We start from the raw sequence: 23,526 nt of genomic DNA, 5'->3' as shown, positions 1-23,526 counted from the left end.
TGCCATCATAGCTGGAAATGGACGTGGAAAGGACCGTGACGTGCGGATCACCAAGGAACAGAAGCAGGAAAACTACGACCGGATTATCGCCACCGCGTCAGAGCTGTTTCGCGAGCGTGGATTCGATGGAGTGGGCGTCGCGGAATTGATGGAGCGCGCGGGGCTCACCCATGGCGGCTTCTACAATCACTTCCGCTCCAAGGAGGAACTGATCGCCGAATCGACCGAGAACGGGTTGAACGAGACCTTGCAGCGCTATGCCGGTTACGACGTCCTCGACGTCATGGAGCTTTATCTCGCACGCGATCACCGGGATGGGCGCGGCCAGGGGTGCACGGCCGCAGCACTGAGTTGCGATGCCGCCCGACAGCCTGAGACAACAAAGGCTGTTTTCGCTGCAGGAATAGACAAGCTGGTGCGCGCAGTGGAGGGTGGCATTGCGCAACGTCACGCTTCCGGCGCCGGCCGGCGCGCCCAAGCCATCGCTATTCTCGCTCAAGCCGTTGGCGCAATCGTGCTTTCGAGGGCCTGCCCGAACGATTCTCCCCTGGCTGACGAACTGCTCGACGCCTGCCGCGCGGATTGCCGCGACGCCATTGAGAACCGGATGCGGCAACGATAGGGCCACGCATCCGCCGGCGCGATGTTCGTCAATTCGCGACGGCGATGACCACCTTGCCTTTGGCTCGCCCGGTCTCGACATAGGCCAGCGCATCCTCCGTCTTCTCAAACGGGAACACCTTGTCGACGACCGGCCGGATCACGCCTTGTTCGATCAGGCGGGCAATCTCACCCAGCTGCCGCCCCTCGGCGCGCATGAACAGGAATGAATAAGCGACGCCGAGACGCTTGGCCTTTCTGCGAACTCCTCGGCTGAGCAGCCACAGTACCAGCTTCAGGAACAGATTGAGGCCGAGCTCCCTGGCGAATGCCGGATCGGGCGGACCGGAAATAGAAATGAGCCGGCCACCCGGCTTCAGCACGCCCAGCGACTTTTCGAGCGTCTTCGGATCCTGGCTGTTCAGCACCAGATCGTAGCCCGACAAGATCTTTTCGAAATCCTGCGTCTTGTAGTCGATGACCACGTCCGCCCCGAGACTTCTCGCCAGCTCGGCATTTTCAGCACTCGTCGTCGTCGCAACCGCCGCGCCGAGGTGTTTGGCGAGCTGAATGGCGAACGTCCCGACACCGCCGGAACCGGCCTGAATGAAGACTTTCTGGCCGGGCTTTATCTTGCCCACCTCGACCAGCGCCTGCCAGGCGGTCAACCCGACAAGCGGGACGGACGCCGCTTCGCTCATGCTGAGGTTGCTTGGCTTCAGCGCCGCATCGGCTTCATCGATGGCAATGAATTCGGCGAATGTCCCGACGCGATGATCACGCGGTCGTGCATAGACCTCGTCACCCATCTTGAACCGCCTTACCCTGGATCCGACTTTGACAACCGTCCCGGCAAGGTCATGCCCGAGGACGAAGGGCGGACGATAGGGAAGAATAAGCTTGAACTCCCCGTCCCTGACCTTGGAGTCCAGCTGGTTCACGGCGGTGGCCTTTATCCGCACGAGCACGTCATTGTCGTGCAGTTCCGGTTCCGGCAGGCTGGCGAGGCGCAGAGCGCCCTTCTTCTTGTACTTGTCAACGACGAATGCCTTCACGGGGCCTTCTCCTGTTGCGGCGTCAGGTATCGAGGAAACGATAAAGCCATCGGCACTAATCGGCGTGGACCTCAAGTGGCAGAAGACGACCCTCGTTCCGCCAATCTTTAATGACGTTTATCATCATAAATGTTTAATGATATCCGTCATCAAAGTTGTCAAGCAGATATTTCTGAACCGGCGCCTCATGCGAATTGCGGCAACCTGTCCGATGCGCGCAGCGAAACGCATGCACCTTCGGCCAGGCAACCCACCATTAACCTTCGAGGTTCAAAGATATGTTTGGAGGTGCCGGTGCGCTTGGTCGATGCCGGCGAGCCGACCTCTCAACTCCGCCCGAATGAATTGTGGCGGTTTCGACCACCGCCGGGGACGATGCGGTTCTGCGAGCCGGCCATGAGGGCTCTTCACCCAACAGGAGCCGTTCTATGCCCCGCATCCGACCGACCAGACCCCAGATGGAGATATTGGGTTGGCTCGCGATCTTCCTGCTTCTCTTCTGCCTCTCCTGGCGCTTCCAATGGCATGAAGAGCTGGATGAGTTTATCGAGCGGCATCACCGCTATCCGCTGGACCATGCGCTGCTTGCCCTGAATATCTCCGGGTTTTTGGGACTCATCTATTCCGCACTCAGGATCCGGGATCTTTCGAGAGAAGTCGCTCGCAGGCTGCAGGCCGAGAAGAATGTTGACTGGATTGCCTGCCACGACACGCTGACCGAGCTGCCGAACCGCAGATTTCTGGAATCCGTATGCGCGCAGGCGATGAACGAACGAACGGCAGAAGAAACCTATGCCGTGTTCAGCATCGATCTCGACGGCTTCAAGAAGGTCAACGATCTCCTGGGGCACGATCACGGTGACGCTGTGCTCAAGACCGTCGCCCAGCGGCTCTCGTCGCTCTTCCCTCGCGATCACGTTTTTCGCCTCGGGGGAGATGAGTTTGTGATTCTGGCGCGGCGGGTCGGAAATGCCGATCTTGTCGCCTTGGGAAACCGCATCGTCAGTGCGATCGGAAAGCCGTTCACCTTCAATGGTGCTGCCGTCGATCTCGGCGCCAGTGTCGGCTTTGCACTTTATCCCGAGAATGGCGATGAGCTCGGTCAAGTCATCCGGCATTCGGATTGCGCGATGTATGTCGCAAAAAAGCAGGGCCGCAATCTGGTGAAGTCTTTCGTGCCTTCGATGCAGGACGAGCTGGCGAAGCGGATCAGGACAGAAGGCGATCTGCGGGCGGCCATCCGGAAAGCCCAGATCGTTCCCTATTACCAACCGCTCGTGGACCTCAAGGCGAACAAGATCATCGGCTTCGAGGCGCTGGCGCGCTGGAAAACGGCCTCCGGCGAATTCATCCCGCCGAGCGAATTCATTCCGGTCGCGGAGGAAGCCGGGCTGATCGTCGAATTGACGGACCAGCTGCTTCGCAGGGCCTGCACCGATGCGCTTTCCTGGCCAAGCGAGCTTGTCCTGTCCTTCAATCTTTCTCCGATCCAACTGAGCGACCGGTTGCTCGGCTTACGAATTCTGAAGATTTTGGGCGATGTCGGCCTGCCCGCGCACAGGGTCGAGCTTGAGGTGACGGAGAGCGCCATTATCCAGGACGCGGTTACCGCACGGATTGTTCTCGACGATCTGGTGAATGCCGGGGTCAAGATTGCTCTCGATGATTTCGGAACGGGCTTTTCCAGCCTCTCCCAGCTGTCCAGCTACCGGTTCGACAAGATCAAGATCGACAGGAGTTTCGTCGCCTCGTTCGAGACCAATGACAAGCAGGACAAGGTGATCAAGGCCATCATCGCGCTCGGCGCCGGACTGGGCGTGGCGATTACCGCCGAAGGAATCGAAGAAGAGAGCCAACTCCAGCGGCTTCAGGACCTCGGCTGCGACATCGGCCAGGGATACCTGCTGGGCAGGCCTGCGCCCATCGAGGAGATCGCCGCAGATCAAGCCGGCGGCAGGATTCTGCAGCGGCGTTGATGGGATGATGCGATCTTGGATCGGGCCGAAAGAGGCTCGATCAAGCGCGGTGCAGATCGTGCAACAGCCCCTTGCGCCCGGCAACGCCGCCTTTTCTCCACGTTGATCGTGAGGGCTCCGACCTAACCCGCACCCGGAGATTTACCGTCGATTTCGACTTCCGCTTCGCAATTCACCGGCGCATTCAGCGGGATGGCCATGCCGATAGACGAGCGGGCGTGCGCGCCGACATCTGGACCATAGAGCGCCAGGATCAGGTCGGAATAGCCGTTTGTGACCAGCGGCGTCTCATTGAACCCTGGCGCAACATTCACCATGGCGAAAACGCGCAGCCACGCCGTGACCCGGTCGAGATCTCCGAGAGCCCGCTTGAGACTGGCGAGATGGGCCAGGGCAACGAGGCGCGCCGATGCGTAACCCTGCTCCGGAGAAACCTCGGCCCCGACCTTGCCCAGCGGTTTTGCCAATGTCCCATCCGGATTGGAGGCGACGTGACCCGAGATATACGCGCGGGTGCCGCGCACCCGTACCCAGGCAAAGGGCAGTTTCAGGCCGTCGCGAACCTTCAAAGGTTCGGGCAATTGCAGACCCATTTCGGCCAGACGTTGTTCGATGATGGCCATAATGTACCTCCCATGCGGTTAGATCGCGCAAAGCGGACAGCGGTTTTGCGATAGCGACGCGCACCTTACGGCACGATCTCGTCAAGCTCCGGCATCAGAACGACGCTCTCGTTCGCCGCCGGATCGTTGCGGGCGCCGAGGAATTCGGCGTCTTCCGGGCTGCGATTGACAGCCACGTGCGGAACGCCGGCCGGAATGAACAGGTAGTCACCGGGGCGGACCATTTCGCAGCGTTCGAGCTTCGCCCCTGACCAGATTTCGATCTCCTGGCCGCCGGTCATGAGAAGGGCGGTTTCGTGTCCCTCGTGGCGATGGGCGCTGGTACGCCTGCCTGCGGGCAGCGAAATCGTCCCGAGCCACAGCATCGTCGATCCGACGCTCTGTGCCGAGACGCCCGATCGGTAGACGGATCCCTGCTGCGCGACATGGCTGCCGCTGCCGCTCACGACTTTAGCGGTTCCTGCATAAGGATTTTTCGGTTGCGTTGCCTGGTTCGTCATCGCGCTCACCATTTCGACCGTTGCATGGGAGCAGACTCTGCGTGCTCGGCCGCCGCAAGTCCTGAAGAGCGGCCGAAAAATTCCGAAAAACGGCGAAATCGGCGTATCATAGCCGGCCATGAACACCCCCCACCTCGCATTCGGCCACTTCGAGTTCAGCGCCGAGAATGGATGCCTGCTTCGTGACGATCGGCCTGTCGCCGTTGGCGCCCGCGGCGCTTCACTGCTTGCCGTTCTGCTGGCGGCACAAGGGGGCGTCGTCGCCAAATCGGCGCTGATGGATGCCGTTTGGCCGGGATTGGCCGTCGAGGAAAGTAATCTTTCCGTTCAGATTGCTGCCCTTCGCAAGCTGCTCGGCCCGGCACCGGACGGCGGCGAATGGATCATCACCGTCCCACGGGTCGGCTACAGGTTTTCCGGCCGGGTGGAGAGCGCAAGCGAGGGGACCGACAGCGGGTGGCATGCGCAAGCCGGATCGAAGCTGGGGATCGCAGTGCTGCCGTTCGACAATCTGTGCGGCGATGCCGAGAAGCAATATCTGGCCGACGGTATCGCCGACGACCTGATCACAGCGCTCACCCGGTTCAGATGGCTGCGCGTCGCCTCACGCGGGGCGAGTTTCAAAGACAGGTCCGGCTCCAGGGATCCGCGCGCCGTCGGGCTCGAACTCGGTGTCAATTTTCTGGTGGATGGAGCTATCCGGTATACCGGCGACCGGATCCGGATATCGGTGCACCTCGCCGAGGCGGGCAAGGGCGCGACCGTCTGGTCCGAACATTACGATCTTCAGCTGGCCGAGATATTCGCGGTGCAAGACGCGATCGCCGAGCGGATCGCCGCGGCGGTCGAACCGGAGCTGCTGTTGCGCCACGGGCTTGCGGTCGCTCCCCACACCGGCAACATCACGGCCTGGGACCTTGTCCGGCAAGGCACGTTCAATTTCCACAAGGTCTCACGGCCGACCCACCTTCTGGCAAGACGATTTTTCCGCGAGGCCGCCGAGCTCGACCCCATGCTTCCGGAGGCGCAGATCTGGCGGGCGCGGGTCAATGCGGGCCTCATCGCCTATGGCTGGACGGACGATCCTGCCGCGGATGGTCAGGAAGGGCTAACCGCCGCCCTGCGGGCGATCTATCTCGACGCGCGAAACCCCTATTCGCACTATGCGCTGGCGATCGTGTCGGCCTATACGGGCCGAGCCGACCAGGCGATCCTCGCCGCGGAACGGTCGATCGAGCTCGGCTCGAGCTTCGCCCTCGGGCATCTCGTCCTTGGCATGGCCCGGCTCTTTACCGGTGATGCGGCCGGCGCACGCAAGCCTTTGTCGCGCGGCCTGGAACTCAATCCGCATGATCCGCAGAATGGGGTCTGGTTCAGTCTGCTGATGCTTGCACAGTACTTTTCGGGAGACGTCGAAGGGGCGCTCGACGCGGGGCGTGCGGCGTTAAAGGCGCGGCCCGACTGGCCGGCGCTGCTGCGCATACACGCGTGCTGCCATATGGCGCTGGGACATATTGAGCAGGCTCGCCGATTTGCCGCTGCTGCCAGCGGCCTGCCGGAAGCCGCTGGCGATGCGCTTGGGCCGTTCAGAGAGGGCAACACGGAATGGGCGGCCCGTCTTGAGCAGTTGCTGCGTGAGGCCGAACTTTAACACCGCCTCTGCCGGCGGGCTACGGGCGACGTCGTCCGGCCAGGACTTCTGCTCTGCCAACGTCATCCTGACCCATTCCGAAAGCGCGATGCAGCGCACCCGGCATGAGCAAATGCGACCGGATGAGAATTTTCGGAGAACCGGCGAAAGGCGGTTGCACTCGCATTCTTTATCAGTCATTCTAGAACGATCAATAAAGAATCGAGGCGAGTGTGGGCAGACCGCGGGAATTCGATGAGGAGGCGGTGCTGAAGGGAGCGATGCACGTCTTTCGCAAACACGGATATCAAGGTGCGTCGATCCGAGACCTCGAAGAGGCGACAGGCCTCAAAGGCGGAAGCATCTATCACGCCTTCGGCGACAAGGCCGGGCTCTTCGACGCGGCGTTCAGACATTACAATCGGGCGGTCCTGGAGGGGCGGCTCGAGCGATTTGCGCCGCCGGGGAGCGGCCTTAAAGGCTTGCGCGAACTGTTCCTTTCACTGCTGCATGAGCCCGACAATGGCTCCCTGGGCTGCCTGATCACCAACATGGCTGTGGAGTTCGGCGGTGACGTCAAAACGCATCCCCGTGTCGAGGCAGCGCTCGGTCTTCTTCGCAGCACGTTCCGCTCGAGGCTCGGCGAGCCGCCGAGCTTGGCCCGAGACACGGACAGAACCAAGGCCGACAGGACAGCTGTCCGCCTCCTTGCCTTCTATCAAGGCCTGCTCGTGCTCATTCGCGGCGGCGAAGACAAGGCGAGCCTGCGGCAGGCGATCGAAGACGAATTCAATCAACTGGAGACACTGTTATGACGCCTGAGGCGCTATGGAATCGATATGCGGCCATCTGGTCGCTGGACGCTGACGCACGCGAGCCGGAAATGTTGGCATGCCTCGCCGACGATGTGACCTATTGCGATCCGAATGGAGCGATCGCGGGGCGAGCCGGCCTCTCGGCTTACATGGCCGGCTTCAAGGAGAGCGTACCGGCAGGCCGGTTCATAATATTGAGTGTCCTCCATCACAATGAACGTTCGCTGGCACGCTGGGAACTGCGCCACGAGGACGAGACCGTCCTGCAAACGGGGACAAGCTTCGCGGCGATGTCCAATGGCCGGCTCAGCGCGATCACCGGCTTCTTCGATCCTCTGGCAGGGCAGCACCATGGGTAGCGAGGCGACACGCAGCCTGGCGCTCGAATTTGCGAGCCAGATCGCCCCACCGGGCGCCATCGATGTCCGGCGGTTCTTCGGCGGATCCGCCCTCGTCCGAAACGGCGCCCAGTTCGGGTTCGTCATGAAAGGCATATTGTATCTGCGCGTCGACGCCGCAATGCGCGCGGAATTCGAGGCAGATGGCTCGGAACCGTTCAGCTACCGCGCTGCTGGAAGGGATGTGACGGTTCGCCGCTACTACGCAGTGCCGGCGCATGTGATCGACGATCCATCGCTGTTGCGCGGGTGCTCGCAGCGCGCATTTGACGCGACCCCTGCCCGGCCGCAAACGCTCAAACACGATCCTCGCTGTCACCCCGAGAAAGAGGCTTGAAATGGCTGATGATCGATAGTGCGTGCGCATCAGCATGCGGCAGGCGCGCGTAAGTCGAAGAGGGGCGGATGTCTAAAGACTTGGCCGATTTAGGGGCAAGTCATTTAGCGGTCACCGACGCACAGTAGGTGAAATAACTCTCATACAAATCAGCCGAACCGCCTCCTATCGACCACTCCGATACGCTGACGTGGGTTCGGCCGGCTCCGGATCCGACAACCTCGATGATGGTCTGGAATTTATCCTGCGAACCCTGAAGGAACCTCACTTGTTTGGTATCGCCGTGGTCTTCGCGAAGCCAATACTGGCCAGACAGATACTTAGCTGCACAGCTGGCTATGGCTTTATAGTCGCCGCTCACTTCAACATCGGCAAAATGCTGGACTACGGTATCGCAGCCGCACAGCGGGATAACGACCAAAGATGCCGCCAAACGCTTCCACCAGTTCACCAGACCTACCGGTTCAACCATATATTATTTCCACGCAGGGCCAGGAGGAAGGCTCAAATTTCCCCGGCCGACGGCCCCCAGACATCCGTCAGTGCGAAGCCGCCGGGATGTGGGTCGAAGGGGTCGAGCGCCACCTGGGTCAGGCCGAAGGTGAAGCCGCGGCCGGTGATGGTGGGGATGACCGCCGGGCGGCCGGCAACCTCGGTCACCGCCTGCAGCCCGACCTCGAACTGCGAGCCGATGATCGATTTCGAGGTGAAGATGTCGCCGATTTTCGCCCTGCCGCGGGCATGGAGCGCGGCGAGATTGGCGGAATTGCCGGTACCGCAGGGCGAGCGGTCGGCCCGGCCCGGCCACATGGTGGTGCAGGTGCGCACCGTGCCGTCGGCTTCGGTATCGCGGAACATCACATAGGCGACGCCCGAAATTGCCGGGATTTCGGGATGGACGACCTTGATGTCGCGGTTGATCAGCTCTTTCAGGATCATGCCGGCCTGGACGAGGCCGGCGGCATTGGCCTTCTCGATCGTGAGACCGATCTGGCCGACATCGACGAGGGCATAGAAGATGCCGCCGTAGCAGAGATCGGCTTTGATCTTGCCCCAATGCGGCGTGTCGATCGTGACATCGAGCTCATGCACGAAGGACGGCACCATGGTGAGCCGGACCTTTTCGCAGCGGCCGTCGCGGCAGGTCGCGGTCGCCTTGACGAGGCCGGCTGCGGTTTCCAGCGTGACGATCGTTTCCGGCTCCTGCATCTCGACAATGCCGGCTTCGAGCAGCGCCGTCGTCACGCAGATCGAGTTCGAGCCGGAGCTCGCATGCGCCTGGTCGGGCTGCAGGATGATGAAGGCGGCGTCCGCTTCCGGATGACGCGCCGGCAGCAGCAGATTGACCGAGCCGATCGGAGCGCCGCGCGGCTCGAGGCAGAGGAAGCGGCGCAGCTCGTCGCCCTTCGGATCGGTGTTCAGCCAATGCAGCTGGGCGGCGATGGTATCGCCCGGGATTTTCGGTACGCCGCCGATCGCGACGCGGCCGATCTCGCCCTCGGCATGGACATCCAGCAGCTGGATCGTGCGTTTCCATCTCATGTCGAAACCTCCGGTTCTGAAGCAACGGCTCTCATTCAGTATCGGTCGATGCGGAACGGGCGCATGTCGATCGGCGGCTCTGTGCCGCTCACCATATCGCCGATCAGCCGCGCTGTCGTCGGGGCATAGGTCAGGCCGAGATGGCCGTGGCCGGTCGCATAAAAAACACCCGGCATTTTCGACGACGGCGAAATGATCGGGATCGTATCGGGCAGCGCCGGGCGGTGGCCCATCCAGTCCGTCGCCTCCTCGAGCTTCAGCCCGGGCAGCGCCCGCTGGGCGTGGCGCACCAGCACCCGCGGGCGGCGGAAGTCCGGCGCGGCATCGAGACCGGCGAGTTCGACATTGCCACCGACACGAATGCCGCCCGCCGTCGGCGTCACCATGAAGGCGCGCGCCGGCCAGATCATCGAATAGCGCATGGAGATGCCCGGCTTCATGATCTGGGTATGATAGCCGCGCTCGGTTTCGAGCGGGATCGGCTCGCCGAGCTTTTCGGCCAGAAAACGGGTGTGGACGCCGGCGGCGAGCACCACGGAATCGGCCTCGAGGCGGCCGCCATCTTCCAGGAGGACGACGACGGCGCCATCGCCCTTGCGCTCGATGTTCCTGACGGCGCCGGAGACAAAGGCCGCGCCCGCGACCTTGGCCGCCTCGGCCAGCTTGACCACCAGCCGATAGGGATCGCGGATCGACTTGTTGTCGGGCAGCAGCACCGCCTTGGCGATGGCAGGCGAAAGGGCCGGCTCATAATATTGGATGGCGCCGTTGCTCAAGACTTCGAATTCGAGGCCGTAGCGCTGCATCATGGCGAGGTGGCCGCGGTCGGCGGCAAATTCCGCTTCCGTCTCGTAAATCGCCAGACACCCCTCCTCCGTCATCAGCTCGGAGGCGCCGATCGCCTGCAGCATCTGCCTGAAATCGCCGAGCGCACGCTCAGACAGGCTCATGCCGGCATCTTCGATTTGTCGGAGGCGCGACGGGCGGCCGGCGGCGAGGAAGCGCAGGAACCAGGGCAGCATTTTTGCTGCATAGGAGGGCCGCAGCCAGACCGGACCTTCGGGATCGAGCAGCCAGCCGGGCATTTTCTTCCAGGTCGAAGGACCGGACCCGGCGGCAAAATCGAGCGCGATGCTCGCCATATTGCCGAAGGAGGTGCCGCGTCCCGGCTCGCCCTTGTCGACCAGCGTCACCTGATAGCCACGCCGCTGCAAGTCGAAAGCAATGGAGGCGCCGATCACCCCCGCGCCGACGACAACAACCCTCTTCTTCGTTTCTTCAGCCATGCCATCAACCCAACCGCACGGCAGACAAGAGCGCCGCTTCGTCAACCTGATATATCAGATCAGCGGTGATTGCCTAGAGAATTTCTGTTTTCTCCGATTGATGGAAATTCTCTATCTCTTTGTTTCCTCGCAATTTCATGGGAAGTCGCTTTGCGCCTTCCCCGGCAAAACCGCTGTACACTTTTGCTGAAATTGCTCTGTGGAATTTTCACTGGGTTTCAGGCAGGCCGGCGCCAACACTGTCGCCGACCGAACCGACGGTATTATCGACCGACTGGCCGAGACGCTTCAGCTGGGCGTCGTAATTGCGCCTTGTGCGCGGATCGAAGATGGCGATCGGCGTGCTGACGGCGACGCCGACGGCACTTCCGGCGGTCTGGGCAGCGCCCATCGCCACGGCGCCGACGGCCTCGCCGAGGCCGACATTGGAATCGGTGATCGTCTGGCCGGCGATCAGCCGGTCGCCGATCAGCTTCACCACTTCCGGGCTTTCGGCGAATTTGCCGTGGTTCAGCCGGTCGCCGCCCTTGAGCTTGGTGAGATCGAGCACGGTGATGCCGGCCGCTTCGAGCTTGCTGCGATAGGGCTCGGCCGAGGGGTCGATCTGGCCGAGGCGGTCGATATTGCCGGAGATGCGCCGCGACAGCGCCAAGGCGCGATCGTCCTGTGAGACGAAGATGGTGAAATGCGGCTTGTCCTTGCCGAGGCTTGCGAACTGGCGGCCGAAGACGTCGACATCGAGATCCGGCGAGGCGAGGATGACATTGTTGATCTTGCCGGCCACCTGGCCGTTGCGGATCGCCATTTGTCTCAGCGCTTCGACGGTAAGCCAGGTGCCCATCGAATGCGCCATGATGGTGATGTCGCTGACGGCGGGATTGGCGGCGGTGCGGGTCAGCAGTTCCTCCAGCGCGTCGCGGGAATAGTTGGTGCTTTCCTTGTCGTAATTGTAATCGAAGATGCTGGCGCGCGACGGCCAGGTGAAGACGACAGGGGCGACGTCGGCATGCGAATCATGGACGATCTGGGCGAAGCGGTAGACGGCATCCTCGTAACGATTGTTGAAACCGTGCACGAAGACCAGCACGCGGCGGCTTTTTGGCATATGGCCCTTCAGCCAGCTCTCGCCCGCCCGCTCGCCTTCGAGCGGATCGACGGACACGGTGACGAAATCGCGCAACGGGTCGGCCGGCAAGCGCTTTGGCCATTGCACCTGGCCGACCTTGCGATTGGCATCCGGCGGAATGGAGACATCGACGGCATTGACGGTGAGCCCGGTGCCGCGTTCGCCGGAGAAAAGCACGGCGGGATTGTCGTCGGCAGCCCGCGTCGTCGCCACCAAGAGATCGACCTTCGGGGTGCCGGGCGGCACCGTGCCGGCCGCCTGCATGACGCCGACCGGCCTGCCGCCGCAGCCGGCGAGCACAAGCGTTGCAACCAGAAGACCTGTCAGGGCCGCATGCGGGGCGCGCCATTTGCCGATCATGACCAAACTCCAACCGGTGCGCGCACCGGACAGAGGGGCGCCCGTTCAATTAGTCCGACGATGCTTGCCGAGTCAAACCGCGCGTGGCGAAGAACCTGCTGGGAAAAAGAAAAGAGCCTGGCGCGGGAGGAGGTGCGCCAAGCTCTTGATCCTGACTGACAACTGGGAGGAGGAGTGTTGTCAGTCCGATGTAAGAGCGCTGGGAGGAGGAGTGCGCTGCTTACGGAGATATAGATAGCCCATTCATTTGATCGGGAATAGCGAAAATACCGCAATGCAGCAATGCACCCAGCGCAATGCTTGCCCTCAAAACACCAGATCGCCGCCTCATTTTGCGGCATCTTTGACCGGATGGTCAAATTCTGCTGAAAAATAAGGCCGCGCTGATCGCCGATGGCTGACACCAGCCCGAGACCCCTCCCAACCCTCCCCACAAGGGGGAGGGACTAAGCCGCAGCACCCGGCGTGACCAAAAGAACAGTTCTACCGGCTGCTCCCGTTCTACAGTTTGGTATGATGGACGTTGTGTGAAGCGGCGCGGCATCGCAGCCCCTCCCCCTTGTGGGGACGGGTCTTGGACTGGGCCAGCCATCGGCTGCCGTCGCCCCTTAAGCCGCCTTGAACAGCTTCCGGCCTTCGGCATCCAGCGCCGAGAACTCATCATCCGACAGCGCGATGTCGACGGCCGCGACGTTTTCTTCCAGGTGCTTGACCTTGGAGGTGCCGGGGATCGGCAGCATGACAGGGCTGCGCTTCAGCACCCAGGCGAGCGCGATCTGGCTCGGCGCGGCATTGTGCTTTTTGGCGATCGTGTCGAGCAGCGAGCCTGATTTGGCGAGGTCGCCGGCGGCCAGCGGGTACCAGGGGATGAAGCCGATATTGTGCTTGGCGCAATAATCGAGCACGTCCTCGCTGGTGCGATCGACGAGATTGTAGCGGTTCTGGACGGTGGCGACCTTGAAGTGCTTCGAGGCCGCCTCGATTTCGGCGACGGAGACTTCGCTCAAGCCGGCATGACGGATGAGACCGGCATCGAGCAGCGACTTGATCGCGTCGAACTGCTCCCTGGCCGGCACTTTCGCATCGATGCGGTGCAACTGCCAGAGATCGATCTGCTCGACCCCGAGATTGCGCAGGCTCTTATGCGCCTGCTGGATCAGATATTCCGGACGGCCGACCGGCAGCCAGATGTCGGGGCCGTGGCGGGTCAGGCCGCCCTTGGTGGCGACCACGGACTTGCCGCCATAGGGATGCAGCGCCTCCTTGATCAGCCATTCGGAGACATCGGGACCGTAGGAATCGGCCGTATCGATGAAATTGACGCCGAGCTCCGGCAGGCGCTTCAGTGTGCGGATGGATTCGGCGTGATCTTCGGGCTCGCCCCAGATGCCCTTGCCGGTGACGCGCATGGCGCCGAAACCGAGACGATTGACCTCGATCTCGCCGCCGATCCTGAAAGTGCCTGACTTGGCTGCGTTGTGACTGGCCATGATCTTTCCTCTCTTGGTCAATGGAATGGTTGAACGTCAGCTGGAAGGCCGAAAGCCGCCTGGATCCAGTCGCCGCAAACGCGCATGTCTGCCCGCCCTGGCGAGGCCAATGGCTGGCCGCAGCAGCAGCGGCAAGCGGCCGCTGGGACGCTTGAGATATAGGACGGCGCCACGGAGATAACAGGGATGGCGCCGGAGCGGCGATAGGAATGCCGGCGGCGCTTGCGTTTCGCCTGCGGGTCAGCCGCCTGTTTCGCCGGAAAAGGCGGCGACGTCGATGTCGGCGTCGCTGTCCCGATATCGCAGGCGCTCGCGCGAGAGTTCGAGCGGCTTGCGGCGGGAAATGCGGTAGACGGAGGCAGGCGGCAGGTTGCGCACCGTGCCGCCGATGCGCACGGCCTTGAGGCCGAGGCGGTCGAGGATCGGCCGCGGCACCGGGCAGCGCGGGCCATAGGTGAACTGATAGACCGCCCCGCCCGGCCGCATATAGGTGAAGACGCCGGCAAGGATCGAGGCGATCTTGCGCGGCGACATGGACAGAAGCGGCAGGCCGCTGATGACGGCGCCGACCGGTTCGTCCTCGAAAATATCGGCCTGGGCAAGGTGGGCGGCATCCATCTGCAATACACGCGCCGCCGGGAACCGCGCCTGCAGCGCGTCAATAAACTCAGGCCCATATTCGATTAGGGTGAGATCGGCCTCGCTGACGCCGCGGGCGAGCAGCGCCCGGGTGAACACGCCGGTGCCCGGGCCGAGCTCGATGATCGGCCCATCCAGTGCGGCAATTTCGCTGGTCATGATTCTGGCCAGGGAATCCCCCGACGGCGCGATCGCCGCCACCCGCAGCGGGTTGCTGATCCAGGAGCGGAAAAAATGCAGGAAATCGGAGCATGCAGCCTTTGCGGTCATGACTGTTCCACCTGTCTGAAATTCAATTGAGTATCAACGCGACCATCGCGGCCAGCATGGCAATTCCAAGGCAGAGACGTCAATCGCCTGTGTATGCCGGCGTTTGCGACGATTTTTCCATCGGCGCCCGGCCTGTTTCCGCATCCATGCCTATCTCCGGGCAGCGTCCCTATGGAAAAGGGGGGCCCGAAAGCCGCCCCTTTCCCGATCGCAGGGCCTCAATAGTTGCAGCCGGAGCTGCTTGTCGGGTTGAAGCCGAGCTTGCAATCCATGTTCAGCGGCTTCTTCGGGTTCATCATGTAAGGTGAAGCCATGGTGTCGGGGCCGCGCTCGCCGATCGAGCCGGTGGTGCGCCGGTCGTGCTGCATCTGGGTTTCTTGCTGGGCAACCGGCTGCTTGACCGCGCCCTGCTGTGTCGCACTCGACTGGAGGGGAGCCGCTTCGGCCGAGAACCAGGAAAGGCCGAGCATTGCACCGATGACCGCAGCCGCCAGGCCGCTCTTGAACGTCGTGATCATGATCGTCTCCTTGGGAGGATTTCGGGGAATTTACGCCGAGGAGTTAGGAAGCGGATCTGTCACATACTACGGCACTGCAACAGGGGTCACGAATATGTGAGCGGGCGCCCTGATCGAGAAAGAGGCGGCTCGTCGCCGCCTCTTTCCTTTGCCGGCTCAATAGCCGTTATCGCAGGGCATGCTGCCGGAACCGATCGATCCAGAAAACGTAGGGTTGCACATTGGCGGAGCCGCCGGCCTGTTCACGGGCTGGCGGATGATCGAGCCGGTCGTGCCGGGTTCGACGCCGAAAGCGGCCAGCGGATACCAATAGCCATCGGAATGGCGGCGGGTGCCGGGACGTTCCGTGGCAAAGCCCCGATAGCCGTGCCAGGTGCCGGCATGTGCCTTATATTGCACCGTTTTCGCATCTGAAAGGCTTGGCGAGACGATGGGCGGCCGAAGTGTCGGAATGGGTGCGGCCGCAGCCGGAGCGATCGCCGCGAGGGCGACAAGGGTGCCGAGGGCGGCGGTCAAAGGGGCAAGGCTGACTCTCTTCATGATAAACCCTCCTTCGTGGATTTACCCTGCGAAAATGCCTTTGTGACGGGTGGGGTTCCGCGATCACGCGCGGCTTCCGAAACTCGTGATTGCAGGCGATCCGGCGTGACCTTATCGCGAAAAAATGTGAAAAGCCGCAATCAGGCGAAGGGCGCCGACGGAGCCGGCCAGGAATCATGAATTCTCTGTTCTCAATTCGCGTATAATGTGGGGTAGCCCTGGCCGGAGAGGCAGGCGACATATTGGCGATGGGCGGCGGCGCGAGCAATCGTTTCCGCTTCCAGCGCATCGGCCTGCGCATATCCGGTCAGCTGGGCGCGCAGCTCGTACTGGCGCTTCGCCTCGTCATACATGGCATTGCCGTCGGTCATGCACAGGCTGTGTGCAACGGCCGGCGGATTGACCGGCACGCCGACGGCCAGCAGCACCGGCTCGTTGGCATGGTCGATGCAGCCGGCAAGAGCCGCCATCAAGGCCACGGCGCCGACAGCCCGAAAAATTCCCATCGCCATGCATTCCTCCGGCCGAAAGCGCGTCAAACATCGTCACGCTCGCGGATACACCCGCAAGGTTGCGCGAAACTAGGCATGCCGGCAGCAGGCACCTGCGCTGCTGGCTTCTGATCCGATCTTGCGGGTTCATGAGGCATTCCCCACCAGAATCTATATAGCACTGCGGAATCCCGAAATTGGTTGCGGCACTGAAATCATTGACTCTTCCCTCGCCCCGAGCGCTCACGAGGCGCGGCGAATTTCGGGATCCCGAAGCGGGGGAATTTCGGGATCCCGAAGCGGCGTTTTTTTCTTCCTGCCGACCCGCCCGCGTTTGTCGGCGGCAAGCTTGCGGTCGATCTCCGACCACTTCCGGCACCTCTCCGCCGTGCACCGCCGCCAATCGTTCGTGGGCGGTGCGCCTTCATGGTCACCGACAAAGGTCAGCGTGAAGAGGTTAGGATGCGCGACACCGCTGCCCGCCCGGCCGCGGCGAACCTTGATGAGGCCCTTATAGGCCAGCTCGTCGAGGGCATCGGCGACATATTCGCCGGTGACGCCGTAGGAGACGAACTGCGGATGGGTGACGACAAGCCGGCCATTTGCCAGGGCGGCGTGGGCGGTGTGCTCGATGATGATGCGGAAGAAGGCGCGGCTGGCATTCGCGCTCAGCGACGTGAACGCCGCCGATTCCAGCAGCTGGATCGTCAACCATTGCCAGCGGAGGCTGCCGTCATCGCCTCCGCTCGGCGGCGCGGTATGTTTGCGCACGAGCGACCGCGTCTTGCCGGCACTGGTGCGGCTCTTGTCACGAGGGTTGAATTCCGCCATCAGACCCTCACCTCGGCTGCCGGCACCTCCTTCCGGGAAACGGCAGAAGAACTCGTTTTTTCAGGCGTGCGGAGGGAAAGCCCCACCCAAGCACCCACATCACCAATCACTGCAAAATTCTTCGACATTCAACATTCCATGGTTGCAACAATGAGCAATCTAGCGTAAGAACGTTTCATGAACTAGGAAAATAATCTTAGGCGATTTTGATATCACCTGACGACGGGTAATTGCGGTGGAGGCCAGAATGCGAAAGAGCGGCATGAGGGAGATGGGCGCGATGGTCTACGGCCAGCGGCTGATGGCATTGATTTCAATCTTGCTGGGAAGCGCCGTCCAGGCTTTTCCCTGCGATCAGCCAATTATGATATCGAATTGGTCGCTCTGTGCGATCGCCAATGTGAGCGACGAGGGTGGTCAGGCTGATTGGAAAGCCGTGCCTGCATGGACTCGTCAGAAAGCTATAAGCGCGTATTTCGGAAACGAGCCGCGGCTGCTGGCAAACCACGGACTCTGCAACGCCAAGTTTGAACGCGTCGTGCTCTGCCTGCCAGGATGGGACATGGGCGACCCGGATGAGTGCTCCTATCTGATTTGCAGCGGCTATTACTCATCCATGTCCGGAAAGAAAGACCGGGAAGACTTTGAGAAAGAGTTCAACTAGGTGATCTTTCGATACTTTTTGCTTTCCTGCATTGGGATTGAGAATCTAGCGGCGAAAAGAAGCGACTGCCGGAAAATAGGCGAGCCGAATATGCCGGTGTTTCACAAGCAGCTCACTGCTCGATAAAACATCGTGTTCAGGCGGCCACCTCGCCATGCCGAATGAATTGTCTTATGTGAGCAGGCGGCGGAGAATACGCAGTGGAGATCCTGCAATCATGCAAACCCTATGGAAGAAGCCGGTGACGCTGGCCCTTGAAGGCCCGGATCAGTGGGTGGTCATCCAGACGACCCAGGCCGCAACATGGGCGCTGATCGAAGACTGGCCGACCGAAGAGGGCCCTGCGCTCGACAGAGCGTGTGCGGTTTGCGCCGATGTCATATCTGGGAAACGGAGCCGGGAAGAGGCGCGGCAGGCGTTCATCGAAGCTGCGATCGAAGCCGGGATCCCTATCAAGGAATGAGGCGACGCGCCCCGGTCTAGCATTCCCGCGGCCAACCTTCCCGCCGCTTCGAGCGCATTCCCGGAAAGGCCGCCGAAGCGCACGCGCGACAGATGGTCAGTGTCCACTACTGCAGCGCGCCGATGAACTGCGACGGGATCAGGCCAGCAGAGCAATTCCTCGGCTTGGCCGGGTCGTGAAAAGCACGTGGGTGCGGCTGGAAATGGTTTAGGCCTGCCAGGCACTTTCGCACTGGACAGGCCCGCAAGCCCTTTCGGGAGGTTTCTGTTGCGTCGATGCGCGGAAGCCGATTAAAGTTTGTGATGGTTGACGAGATAGACCGCTGTTCCGGCGATGATCAATCCGGCGACGGGCATCAGCAGCAGCGAAATCATTTCCATCGTCGTCATGGCTTCATCCTTTTGAGAACCGTGCTTGCCGAGTAATGTAATGTACATGCGGTCAAAAACAAACGATGCTGACCAGCATCAGGAAAAGGGTCGGGCCGCCGGAATTATACAGGCTGGAAAAGACAGGGGCCAGGCCGCCGACCGCAAACACCGAAATGCCAATGCCGTTCAGGAAGGTCGCAAGCAATTTCAGCCGCTCATTGTGAATGGTCACTGCCAGTTTGGCGAGATCAGGATCGGTCATGGATATCTGCTGATGACGTGACGGACGGAGGCGGCAATCGCCTGTGACATTCGGAGCCGATTTTTCAAAACAGGAGGTATCAAAGGAAGGGAAAAGAATGGCGCACCCGAAGAGATTCGAACTCCTGACCCCCAGATTCGTAGTCTGGTGCTCTATCCAGCTGAGCTACGGGTGCGTGGCAGAAGCGGCGGTGCCGCTTGCGTGGGCGATCCTCTAAAGGGTCCTTTCGGACATTGCAAGAGCATTTCTGAAAAAATCGCGTCTTTGCCTGTAAGGGCCGCGCTCCGGCGAAAACCCGTCACTTCTCACCCTGGGTCCGATTGCGGTAATCGTCCAGCGAAACCGGCCGATCGGGGATCTCGATGCGGAACTGGGTGCCGACCGTCGGCTTTTCCACCAGCGCAATCGTACCGCCATGGGCGAGCACCAGTTCGCGGGCGATGGTCAGGCCGAGGCCGGTGCCGCCGGAACGGGCCGAGCCGCGGAAGGCGGCAAAGAGGTTCTGGCGCGCCTTCAGCGGCATGCCGGGGCCGGTATCGTCCACCGTGATGCTGACGACGCTGCCGACACGCTGGGCGGAGACGGTGATGCGCCGGATGGTGCCGGGGCCGCCCTCGCCCGGTGAAGTCAGCGCCTGCAGGGCGTTGCGGCAAAGATTGTGAATGACCCGGAACAGCTGCTCGCCGTCGGCATCGACCTCGAGATCGGCAGCGAACTGTTCGACAAACTCGATGCCGCTTTGCGGATCGATCGCCAGCATGTCCTTGACGTCCTGAGTCAGTCCCAGCAGCCGAACATGGCGGCGGCGCGGCGCCGATTCGCTCGCCTTGCCGTAGGACAGCACCTCTGTTGTATACCCGACGGCGCGGTCGATGGTGCGCAGCAGCTTCGGCGCGAAGCTCTTGACCATCGGATCATCGACATCGACGAGCCGGTCCGACATCAGCTGCGCGGAAGCCAATATGTTGCGCATATCGTGATTGATCTTGGAAACGGCGAGGCCAAGAGCGGCAAGGTTCTTCTGCTGCTTCAGCGTCTTCTGCAGCTCCATCTGCATCGAGGTGAGGTTGCGGCCGGCCACCGCCAGCTCGTCACGGCCACCGTCACCGATATAGATATGGGCCGGATTCTCGGGATCGGAGGAGAATTGCTGCATGCTGCCGGTCAGCCGGCGAATCGGGCCGATGAGAATGCGGTTGATCGCAAAGAAGATCAGCGTCGCCGTGAAGAGCGAAATCAGCACCGAAAGCAGCAGCACGTTGCGGGAATAGGCAAACATCGCCGTGCGCAGCGGCCGGTCCTTCATGACAACCTCGACGCCGACCTTGTTTTCACCGACCGGGCCGTAGACGCGGATCATCCTGCTGCCGCCGAAAATCAAGGTGTCGAGAGCGTCGCGGATCGCCGTCAGCGGCGGCACGTCGGTGAGGTCGTAGGATTCGTCGACGGAGGTCGGCATGTCGGTCGTTGCCAGCAGCCGCGAAGTGCCTTCCTTGCGCAGCACGATCGCCTTGGTGCCGGTCGCTTCCAGCGTCTCTTTCTGCAGGGCGCGCGGCAGCTCGATCGGCTGCAGCCCGTCGATGACGATGGCGGCGGCGGCGGCCGTGTTCAGCCTGTCCTGCAGCCAGCGCATCCGCATGCTGGCGACGGAGGGAAAGAAAATCAGGATCTCGGCGAGCATGATGAAGACGACGGTGAGCCAGAGCAGCTTGCCCGAAAGCCCGCCGAACAAGCCGGACGGGCACCGCCCCTTGGCAGCCTCGCCGGCTGCCGGGATGTCAGCCGAAGGATCTTTGCCCTGGTCTCGAACCGGCATGGTCATCTCGCCCGATCGGCAGCGCTCGCCGCCCTCACCGATGGGTTCTTATATTAGACCAAGACGCTCCGCTTTCAAATCTTTGCGAGCAGCGTCGCCTCGCCACAACAAAACGTGCGGAGGAAGCCCCCTCCCCAACCCTTCCCTACAAGGGACTAATTTGCGGCACCCGCACAGCAAATAGCAGCCTTTCCGCGGATGAAACGGCGAAGTGGGAAGTGCCGTTGCTACAGGTTGAGCCCCTCCCCTTGTGGGGAGGGGTTTGGGGCGGGGTCTTTGCCCGGCGCGGACCGGGCAAAAAAAACCAACGCCGCCCGGAGGCGGCGTTAAAAGGCGCCTGATAAGTGGCGATCAGAACTCTTCCCAGCTCTGCTCGGCTGCGGCCGCATTGCCGCCGCCGAAGGCGCGGGCGACCTTGGCGATCGCCCGGCGGGCGGGCGAGGCGACCGGCTGCCGGTGCGGCTCGTTGCGGACGAGCGCTACGGGCGTGGCCGTGTCCGACAGCTTGAAGCGGGCGATGAGGTGCACGAGCCCGTTGGCTTCGGCCGAAAGCCTGTGGGTGGCGGCGGAGGTTTCCTCCACCATCGCGGCGTTCTGCTGGGTCACCTGATCCATCTGGTTGACGGCGGTGTTGACCTCCTTGAGGCCGGTCGACTGCTCGACCGCGGCGGTGGCAATCGAATGGATATGATCGTTGATGGCGATGACGCGGGTGCCGATTTCGGACAGCGCCTCGCCGGTCGCCTGGACAAGCTTGACGCCGACCTGCACCTCGTCGCCCGACTTGGTGATCAGCGCCTTGATGTCCTTGGCGGCCGTCGCCGAACGCTGGGCGAGTTCGCGCACTTCCTGCGCGACCACCGCGAAGCCCTTGCCGGCCTCGCCGGCGCGCGCGGCCTCGACGCCGGCATTCAGCGCCAGGAGGTTGGTCTGGAAGGCGATCTCATCGATGACGTTGATGATCTGGCTGATTTCGCGCGAGGCCTGTTCGATGCGGCCCATGGCCTCGACGGCGTTGCGGACGACGACGCCGGAGCGGCCGGCATTTTCCTTGGCTTCGGACACCATGACGGTTGCTTCATGCGCCCGCTCGGTGGAGTTCTGGACGACGGCGGTGATCTCGTCGAGTGCCGCCGAGGTCTGTTCGAGTGCTGCCGCCTGCTGTTCGGTGCGCTTCGACAGGTCGTCGCTGGCATTGCGCAGCTCGGCGGTGTTGCCGTTCATCGCTTCGGTCGTCTCGCGCACTTCGCGCATCGTCGCCTGCAGCGTAACCAAGCTGTTGTTGACGTTCTGCTGCAGCTCGGCGAAGGCGCCCTGGAAGCTGCCATTCATCGTCTGGGTGAGATCGCCTTCGGCAAGGCTTGCGATGACGCGGCGGGTCTCGCCGATGCCGGCGTCGACGCTCGACAGCAGCGTGTTGATGTTGTCGGCGAACTGGTTGAGATTTTCGTCCTGATAATCCTTGTCGATCCGGTGGCTGAAATCGCCGGCCGCAGCCGCGGCGACGACGACGGACATGCTCGATTGCAGGTCGTCGCTCTTGGCACGCATCGCCGCTTCCTGGGCGTTCAGACGCTTGATGGCCAGGCCGTTCTCCTTGAAGACGGCGACTGCGGCGGCCATCTCGCCGATTTCGTCCTTGCGGCCGGCAAACGGAACCTCGGCGTCGAAATTGCCGTCGGCGACCTCCTTGATTGCATGGGTGACGCGCTTGATCGGGCGGCTAAGATGGCTGGTGCCGATATAAAAGCCCATGCCAACACCGGCCGCGATGCCGATGCCGGTGATGCTGAGGACGAGCATCAGCACCCAGGAACGGAAGCTCTCGATCTCATCATCGACCGCCTGAAGCGCTGCCTTGTCGGTGGCGACCACCGCGTCGATCTCGGCCTGGAACGCCTTGCGATTGGCGCGGTTGGCCTCATTGTTGCCCTGGGCGCTGGCAGCCTCGGGACCGACTTCGGTGCCGAGCCGAGCCGTTTCCGTGCGGAAAGTGCGAAATTCGGCGGCGCGCGCCACCAGCTTGGCGAAATTGTCCTTTTCGCCTTCGGGTACGAGCGGCGCCCAGCCGGCAGTGACCTTATCGATTTCGTCGAGGCCGGCCATCAGGCCCTTGGCGAAGTTCGGCGTATCCTTGATCGATTTTGCGGCATAGATACCGCGCGATTCCATGACAACGGCGGTGACGAAACGGTTGAGGCGTTCGCCGGCATAGGCGCGGGCGGCGGCCTGCTCGTAAGCCGTCAGATTGCGGCTGTATTCACGCATGGCGGATAATGCTGTTGCGCCGATCAGAAGCGCCACCGCGCCCATCACGCAAACCAGCAGATTAATTTTCCCGCGGATCTTCAATGCAATGCCTCCTAGCTACACCACAGCCTGGAAACAACTCCCCCAGCCGATGCGCTGAATATCAGCGAAATTGATTAAAGTTAGATTTCTAATATTTACGATTAAGAGTACAGAACATTGCCGATCCGACCCTCGCCCTTCCATTCAAGCCATTGCAATTTCAGGCGATCGACCCGATGCGGCGCCAAAGTACAACTTATTGGCGCTGGTCGAATTTATTAACACCACAATGCGAAAACCGTGGTCGCCGATGGCCGCGCAGTTCAAATGAGCCGATATAATTGACTTTGCCGGGCTTCATCCGTATAAGCCGCCGCACGTCCGGTCACTCAAGCCGTTCATGGCCCGCCCGTTCGAAAAACAACGCTCCTTGCATAATGCAAATTCAAGAAGGGCCGCACTCCGCGGTGTTTAAATAAATGAAGCGTACTTACCAACCATCCAAGCTTGTTCGCAAGCGTCGCCACGGCTTCCGTGCGCGCATGTCCACGAAGGGTGGCCGCAAGGTCATCGCTGCCCGCCGCGCGCAGGGCCGCAAGCGTCTTTCGGCTTAAGGCCGGGCTGCCCGGTA

At 61.9% G+C, this 23,526-nt stretch carries 24 protein-coding genes, 1 tRNA gene and 2 pseudogenes; 10 read left to right on the top strand and 17 right to left on the bottom strand.

Translation table 11 applies throughout. From position 1 onward, the window contains the following. Positions 1 to 40 precede the first annotated feature (40 nt). Positions 41 to 622, top strand: a complete 582-nt coding sequence (locus AMK00_RS02500; protein WP_064809465.1) for a TetR/AcrR family transcriptional regulator — start codon at positions 41 to 43, stop codon at positions 620 to 622. A 28-nt stretch (positions 623 to 650) separates the two neighbouring features. Here AMK00_RS02500 and AMK00_RS02495 read toward each other — a convergent pair whose 3' ends face one another. Then, entirely contained in the window at positions 651 to 1,655 is a 1,005-nt protein-coding gene (locus AMK00_RS02495; protein ID WP_064809464.1) for an NADP-dependent oxidoreductase, read from the bottom strand. 428 nt (positions 1,656 to 2,083) lie between these two features. Here AMK00_RS02495 and AMK00_RS33665 point away from each other — a divergent pair. Both AMK00_RS33665 and AMK00_RS33660 read left to right on the top strand, forming a co-directional pair. Next, a pseudogene (locus AMK00_RS33665) lies at positions 2,084 to 2,764 on the top strand (diguanylate cyclase domain-containing protein); the annotation flags it as partial. Positions 2,765 to 2,785: 21 nt separating this feature from the next. Next, positions 2,786 to 3,631: an EAL domain-containing protein gene (locus tag AMK00_RS33660; protein WP_237350466.1), complete on the top strand. Its 846-nt coding sequence runs from the start codon at positions 2,786 to 2,788 to the stop codon at positions 3,629 to 3,631. Between the two features lie 122 nt (positions 3,632 to 3,753). On the opposite strand, the gene AMK00_RS02485 is transcribed toward AMK00_RS33660, so the two are convergent. Further along, positions 3,754 to 4,254, bottom strand: coding sequence for a RidA family protein (locus AMK00_RS02485; RefSeq protein WP_064809462.1), 501 nt, complete (start codon positions 4,252 to 4,254; stop codon positions 3,754 to 3,756). Positions 4,255 to 4,319: 65 nt separating this feature from the next. Continuing rightward, positions 4,320 to 4,754 carry a cupin domain-containing protein gene (locus AMK00_RS02480; protein ID WP_064805867.1) on the bottom strand — a complete coding sequence of 145 codons (435 nt, stop codon included), beginning with the start codon at positions 4,752 to 4,754 and terminating at the stop codon, positions 4,320 to 4,322. A gap of 118 nt (positions 4,755 to 4,872) precedes the next feature. Between AMK00_RS02480 and AMK00_RS02475 the strand changes: the two genes are divergently transcribed. The 4 genes and pseudogenes from AMK00_RS02475 to AMK00_RS02460 all read left to right on the top strand — a co-directional run bounded on the left by AMK00_RS02475 (position 4,873) and on the right by AMK00_RS02460 (position 7,953). Further along, on the top strand, positions 4,873 to 6,405 hold the full coding sequence (locus AMK00_RS02475) for a winged helix-turn-helix domain-containing tetratricopeptide repeat protein (protein WP_064809461.1): 1,533 nt from the start codon (positions 4,873 to 4,875) through the stop codon (positions 6,403 to 6,405). A 212-nt stretch (positions 6,406 to 6,617) separates the two neighbouring features. After that, positions 6,618 to 7,199 (top strand): TetR/AcrR family transcriptional regulator, encoded by a 582-nt coding sequence (locus AMK00_RS02470; RefSeq protein ID WP_064809460.1) that lies wholly within the window; start codon positions 6,618 to 6,620, stop codon positions 7,197 to 7,199. Beyond that, positions 7,196 to 7,558: a nuclear transport factor 2 family protein gene (locus tag AMK00_RS02465; RefSeq protein ID WP_064809459.1), complete on the top strand. Its 363-nt coding sequence runs from the start codon at positions 7,196 to 7,198 to the stop codon at positions 7,556 to 7,558. The genes AMK00_RS02470 and AMK00_RS02465 overlap by 4 nt, the downstream gene beginning before the upstream one ends. Further along, positions 7,551 to 7,953 (top strand): annotated as a pseudogene (locus AMK00_RS02460) (TfoX/Sxy family protein). The gene AMK00_RS02465 and the pseudogene AMK00_RS02460 overlap by 8 nt, the downstream one beginning before the upstream one ends. A gap of 81 nt (positions 7,954 to 8,034) precedes the next feature. On the opposite strand, the gene AMK00_RS02455 reads toward AMK00_RS02460, so the two are convergent. From AMK00_RS02455 to AMK00_RS02410, 10 genes are all read right to left on the bottom strand, one after another. Further along, a complete protein-coding gene (locus tag AMK00_RS02455) occupies positions 8,035 to 8,406 on the bottom strand; it encodes a hypothetical protein (RefSeq protein ID WP_064809458.1) in 372 nt (123 codons plus the stop codon). Between the two features lie 32 nt (positions 8,407 to 8,438). Then, on the bottom strand, positions 8,439 to 9,476 hold the full coding sequence (locus AMK00_RS02450; RefSeq protein ID WP_012482499.1) for a proline racemase family protein: 1,038 nt from the start codon (positions 9,474 to 9,476) through the stop codon (positions 8,439 to 8,441). Between the two features lie 35 nt (positions 9,477 to 9,511). Continuing rightward, a complete protein-coding gene (locus AMK00_RS02445; protein ID WP_064809457.1) occupies positions 9,512 to 10,762 on the bottom strand; it encodes an NAD(P)/FAD-dependent oxidoreductase in 1,251 nt (416 codons plus the stop codon). A gap of 208 nt (positions 10,763 to 10,970) precedes the next feature. Continuing rightward, on the bottom strand, positions 10,971 to 12,248 hold the full coding sequence (locus tag AMK00_RS02440) for an alpha/beta hydrolase (protein WP_064809455.1): 1,278 nt from the start codon (positions 12,246 to 12,248) through the stop codon (positions 10,971 to 10,973). A 608-nt stretch (positions 12,249 to 12,856) separates the two neighbouring features. Further along, a complete protein-coding gene (locus AMK00_RS02435) occupies positions 12,857 to 13,738 on the bottom strand; it encodes an aldo/keto reductase (RefSeq protein ID WP_004672366.1) in 882 nt (293 codons plus the stop codon). 240 nt (positions 13,739 to 13,978) lie between these two features. Continuing rightward, entirely contained in the window at positions 13,979 to 14,647 is a 669-nt protein-coding gene (locus AMK00_RS02430) for a class I SAM-dependent methyltransferase (RefSeq protein ID WP_004672365.1), read from the bottom strand. A 218-nt stretch (positions 14,648 to 14,865) separates the two neighbouring features. Next, positions 14,866 to 15,165 (bottom strand): hypothetical protein, encoded by a 300-nt coding sequence (locus AMK00_RS02425; RefSeq protein ID WP_064809454.1) that lies wholly within the window; start codon positions 15,163 to 15,165, stop codon positions 14,866 to 14,868. 156 nt (positions 15,166 to 15,321) lie between these two features. After that, positions 15,322 to 15,705: a hypothetical protein gene (locus AMK00_RS02420; protein ID WP_064809452.1), complete on the bottom strand. Its 384-nt coding sequence runs from the start codon at positions 15,703 to 15,705 to the stop codon at positions 15,322 to 15,324. 191 nt (positions 15,706 to 15,896) lie between these two features. After that, complete coding sequence (locus tag AMK00_RS02415) at positions 15,897 to 16,217, bottom strand: hypothetical protein (protein ID WP_064809450.1); 321 nt, start codon at positions 16,215 to 16,217, stop codon at positions 15,897 to 15,899. 222 nt (positions 16,218 to 16,439) lie between these two features. After that, positions 16,440 to 17,027: a hypothetical protein gene (locus AMK00_RS02410; RefSeq protein ID WP_064809448.1), complete on the bottom strand. Its 588-nt coding sequence runs from the start codon at positions 17,025 to 17,027 to the stop codon at positions 16,440 to 16,442. A gap of 247 nt (positions 17,028 to 17,274) precedes the next feature. On the opposite strand from AMK00_RS02410, the gene AMK00_RS02405 reads away from it, so the two are divergent. Together AMK00_RS02405 and AMK00_RS02400 are read left to right on the top strand one after the other, a co-directional pair. Then, positions 17,275 to 17,691 carry a hypothetical protein gene (locus AMK00_RS02405; RefSeq protein WP_064809446.1) on the top strand — a complete coding sequence of 139 codons (417 nt, stop codon included), beginning with the start codon at positions 17,275 to 17,277 and terminating at the stop codon, positions 17,689 to 17,691. A 217-nt stretch (positions 17,692 to 17,908) separates the two neighbouring features. Continuing rightward, positions 17,909 to 18,154 carry a DUF982 domain-containing protein gene (locus tag AMK00_RS02400; RefSeq protein ID WP_064707810.1) on the top strand — a complete coding sequence of 82 codons (246 nt, stop codon included), beginning with the start codon at positions 17,909 to 17,911 and terminating at the stop codon, positions 18,152 to 18,154. Between the two features lie 441 nt (positions 18,155 to 18,595). Here the strand turns inward: AMK00_RS02400 and AMK00_RS02395 are convergent, their stop codons facing one another. From AMK00_RS02395 to AMK00_RS02380, 4 genes are all read right to left on the bottom strand, one after another. Continuing rightward, on the bottom strand, positions 18,596 to 18,787 hold the full coding sequence (locus tag AMK00_RS02395; protein ID WP_064809444.1) for a hypothetical protein: 192 nt from the start codon (positions 18,785 to 18,787) through the stop codon (positions 18,596 to 18,598). A 98-nt stretch (positions 18,788 to 18,885) separates the two neighbouring features. Continuing rightward, a tRNA-Arg gene (locus AMK00_RS02390) sits at positions 18,886 to 18,962 on the bottom strand. A 123-nt stretch (positions 18,963 to 19,085) separates the two neighbouring features. After that, on the bottom strand, positions 19,086 to 20,603 hold the full coding sequence (locus AMK00_RS02385; protein ID WP_064805866.1) for an ATP-binding protein: 1,518 nt from the start codon (positions 20,601 to 20,603) through the stop codon (positions 19,086 to 19,088). A 351-nt stretch (positions 20,604 to 20,954) separates the two neighbouring features. Next, a complete protein-coding gene (locus AMK00_RS02380) occupies positions 20,955 to 22,955 on the bottom strand; it encodes a methyl-accepting chemotaxis protein (RefSeq protein ID WP_064809443.1) in 2,001 nt (666 codons plus the stop codon). 419 nt (positions 22,956 to 23,374) lie between these two features. On the opposite strand from AMK00_RS02380, the gene rpmH reads away from it, so the two are divergent. Then, positions 23,375 to 23,509, top strand: coding sequence for a 50S ribosomal protein L34 (rpmH, locus tag AMK00_RS02375; protein ID WP_008524438.1), 135 nt, complete (start codon positions 23,375 to 23,377; stop codon positions 23,507 to 23,509). The last annotated feature ends 17 nt before the right edge of the window (positions 23,510 to 23,526 follow it).

Origin of the sequence: Rhizobium sp. N621 (assembly GCF_001664325.1) — a bacterium.
GTDB classification, from domain to species: Bacteria; Pseudomonadota; Alphaproteobacteria; order Rhizobiales; family Rhizobiaceae; genus Rhizobium; species Rhizobium esperanzae.
This window is presented reverse-complemented; position numbering and strand designations above follow the sequence as displayed.

Bases quoted from the DNA above. Each gene is read 5' to 3' on its own strand.
- AMK00_RS33660 (WP_237350466.1), top strand. From the start codon at position 2,786: ATGTATGTCGCAAAAAAGCAGGGCCGCAATCTGGTGAAGTCTTTCGTG.
- AMK00_RS02485 (WP_064809462.1), bottom strand. From the start codon at position 4,254: ATGGCCATCATCGAACAACGTCTGGCCGAAATGGGTCTGCAATTGCCC.
- AMK00_RS02480 (WP_064805867.1), bottom strand. From the start codon at position 4,754: ATGACGAACCAGGCAACGCAACCGAAAAATCCTTATGCAGGAACCGCT.
- AMK00_RS02475 (WP_064809461.1), top strand. From the start codon at position 4,873: ATGAACACCCCCCACCTCGCATTCGGCCACTTCGAGTTCAGCGCCGAG.
- AMK00_RS02465 (WP_064809459.1), top strand. From the start codon at position 7,196: ATGACGCCTGAGGCGCTATGGAATCGATATGCGGCCATCTGGTCGCTG.
- AMK00_RS02455 (WP_064809458.1), bottom strand. From the start codon at position 8,406: ATGGTTGAACCGGTAGGTCTGGTGAACTGGTGGAAGCGTTTGGCGGCA.
- AMK00_RS02450 (WP_012482499.1), bottom strand. From the start codon at position 9,476: ATGAGATGGAAACGCACGATCCAGCTGCTGGATGTCCATGCCGAGGGC.
- AMK00_RS02445 (WP_064809457.1), bottom strand. From the start codon at position 10,762: ATGGCTGAAGAAACGAAGAAGAGGGTTGTTGTCGTCGGCGCGGGGGTG.
- AMK00_RS02440 (WP_064809455.1), bottom strand. From the start codon at position 12,248: ATGATCGGCAAATGGCGCGCCCCGCATGCGGCCCTGACAGGTCTTCTG.
- AMK00_RS02435 (WP_004672366.1), bottom strand. From the start codon at position 13,738: ATGGCCAGTCACAACGCAGCCAAGTCAGGCACTTTCAGGATCGGCGGC.
- AMK00_RS02430 (WP_004672365.1), bottom strand. From the start codon at position 14,647: ATGACCGCAAAGGCTGCATGCTCCGATTTCCTGCATTTTTTCCGCTCC.
- AMK00_RS02425 (WP_064809454.1), bottom strand. From the start codon at position 15,165: ATGATCACGACGTTCAAGAGCGGCCTGGCGGCTGCGGTCATCGGTGCA.
- AMK00_RS02420 (WP_064809452.1), bottom strand. From the start codon at position 15,705: ATGAAGAGAGTCAGCCTTGCCCCTTTGACCGCCGCCCTCGGCACCCTT.
- AMK00_RS02415 (WP_064809450.1), bottom strand. From the start codon at position 16,217: ATGGCGATGGGAATTTTTCGGGCTGTCGGCGCCGTGGCCTTGATGGCG.
- AMK00_RS02410 (WP_064809448.1), bottom strand. From the start codon at position 17,027: ATGGCGGAATTCAACCCTCGTGACAAGAGCCGCACCAGTGCCGGCAAG.
- AMK00_RS02405 (WP_064809446.1), top strand. From the start codon at position 17,275: ATGCGAAAGAGCGGCATGAGGGAGATGGGCGCGATGGTCTACGGCCAG.
- AMK00_RS02400 (WP_064707810.1), top strand. From the start codon at position 17,909: ATGCAAACCCTATGGAAGAAGCCGGTGACGCTGGCCCTTGAAGGCCCG.
- AMK00_RS02395 (WP_064809444.1), bottom strand. From the start codon at position 18,787: ATGACCGATCCTGATCTCGCCAAACTGGCAGTGACCATTCACAATGAG.
- AMK00_RS02385 (WP_064805866.1), bottom strand. From the start codon at position 20,603: ATGCCGGTTCGAGACCAGGGCAAAGATCCTTCGGCTGACATCCCGGCA.
- rpmH (WP_008524438.1), top strand. From the start codon at position 23,375: ATGAAGCGTACTTACCAACCATCCAAGCTTGTTCGCAAGCGTCGCCAC.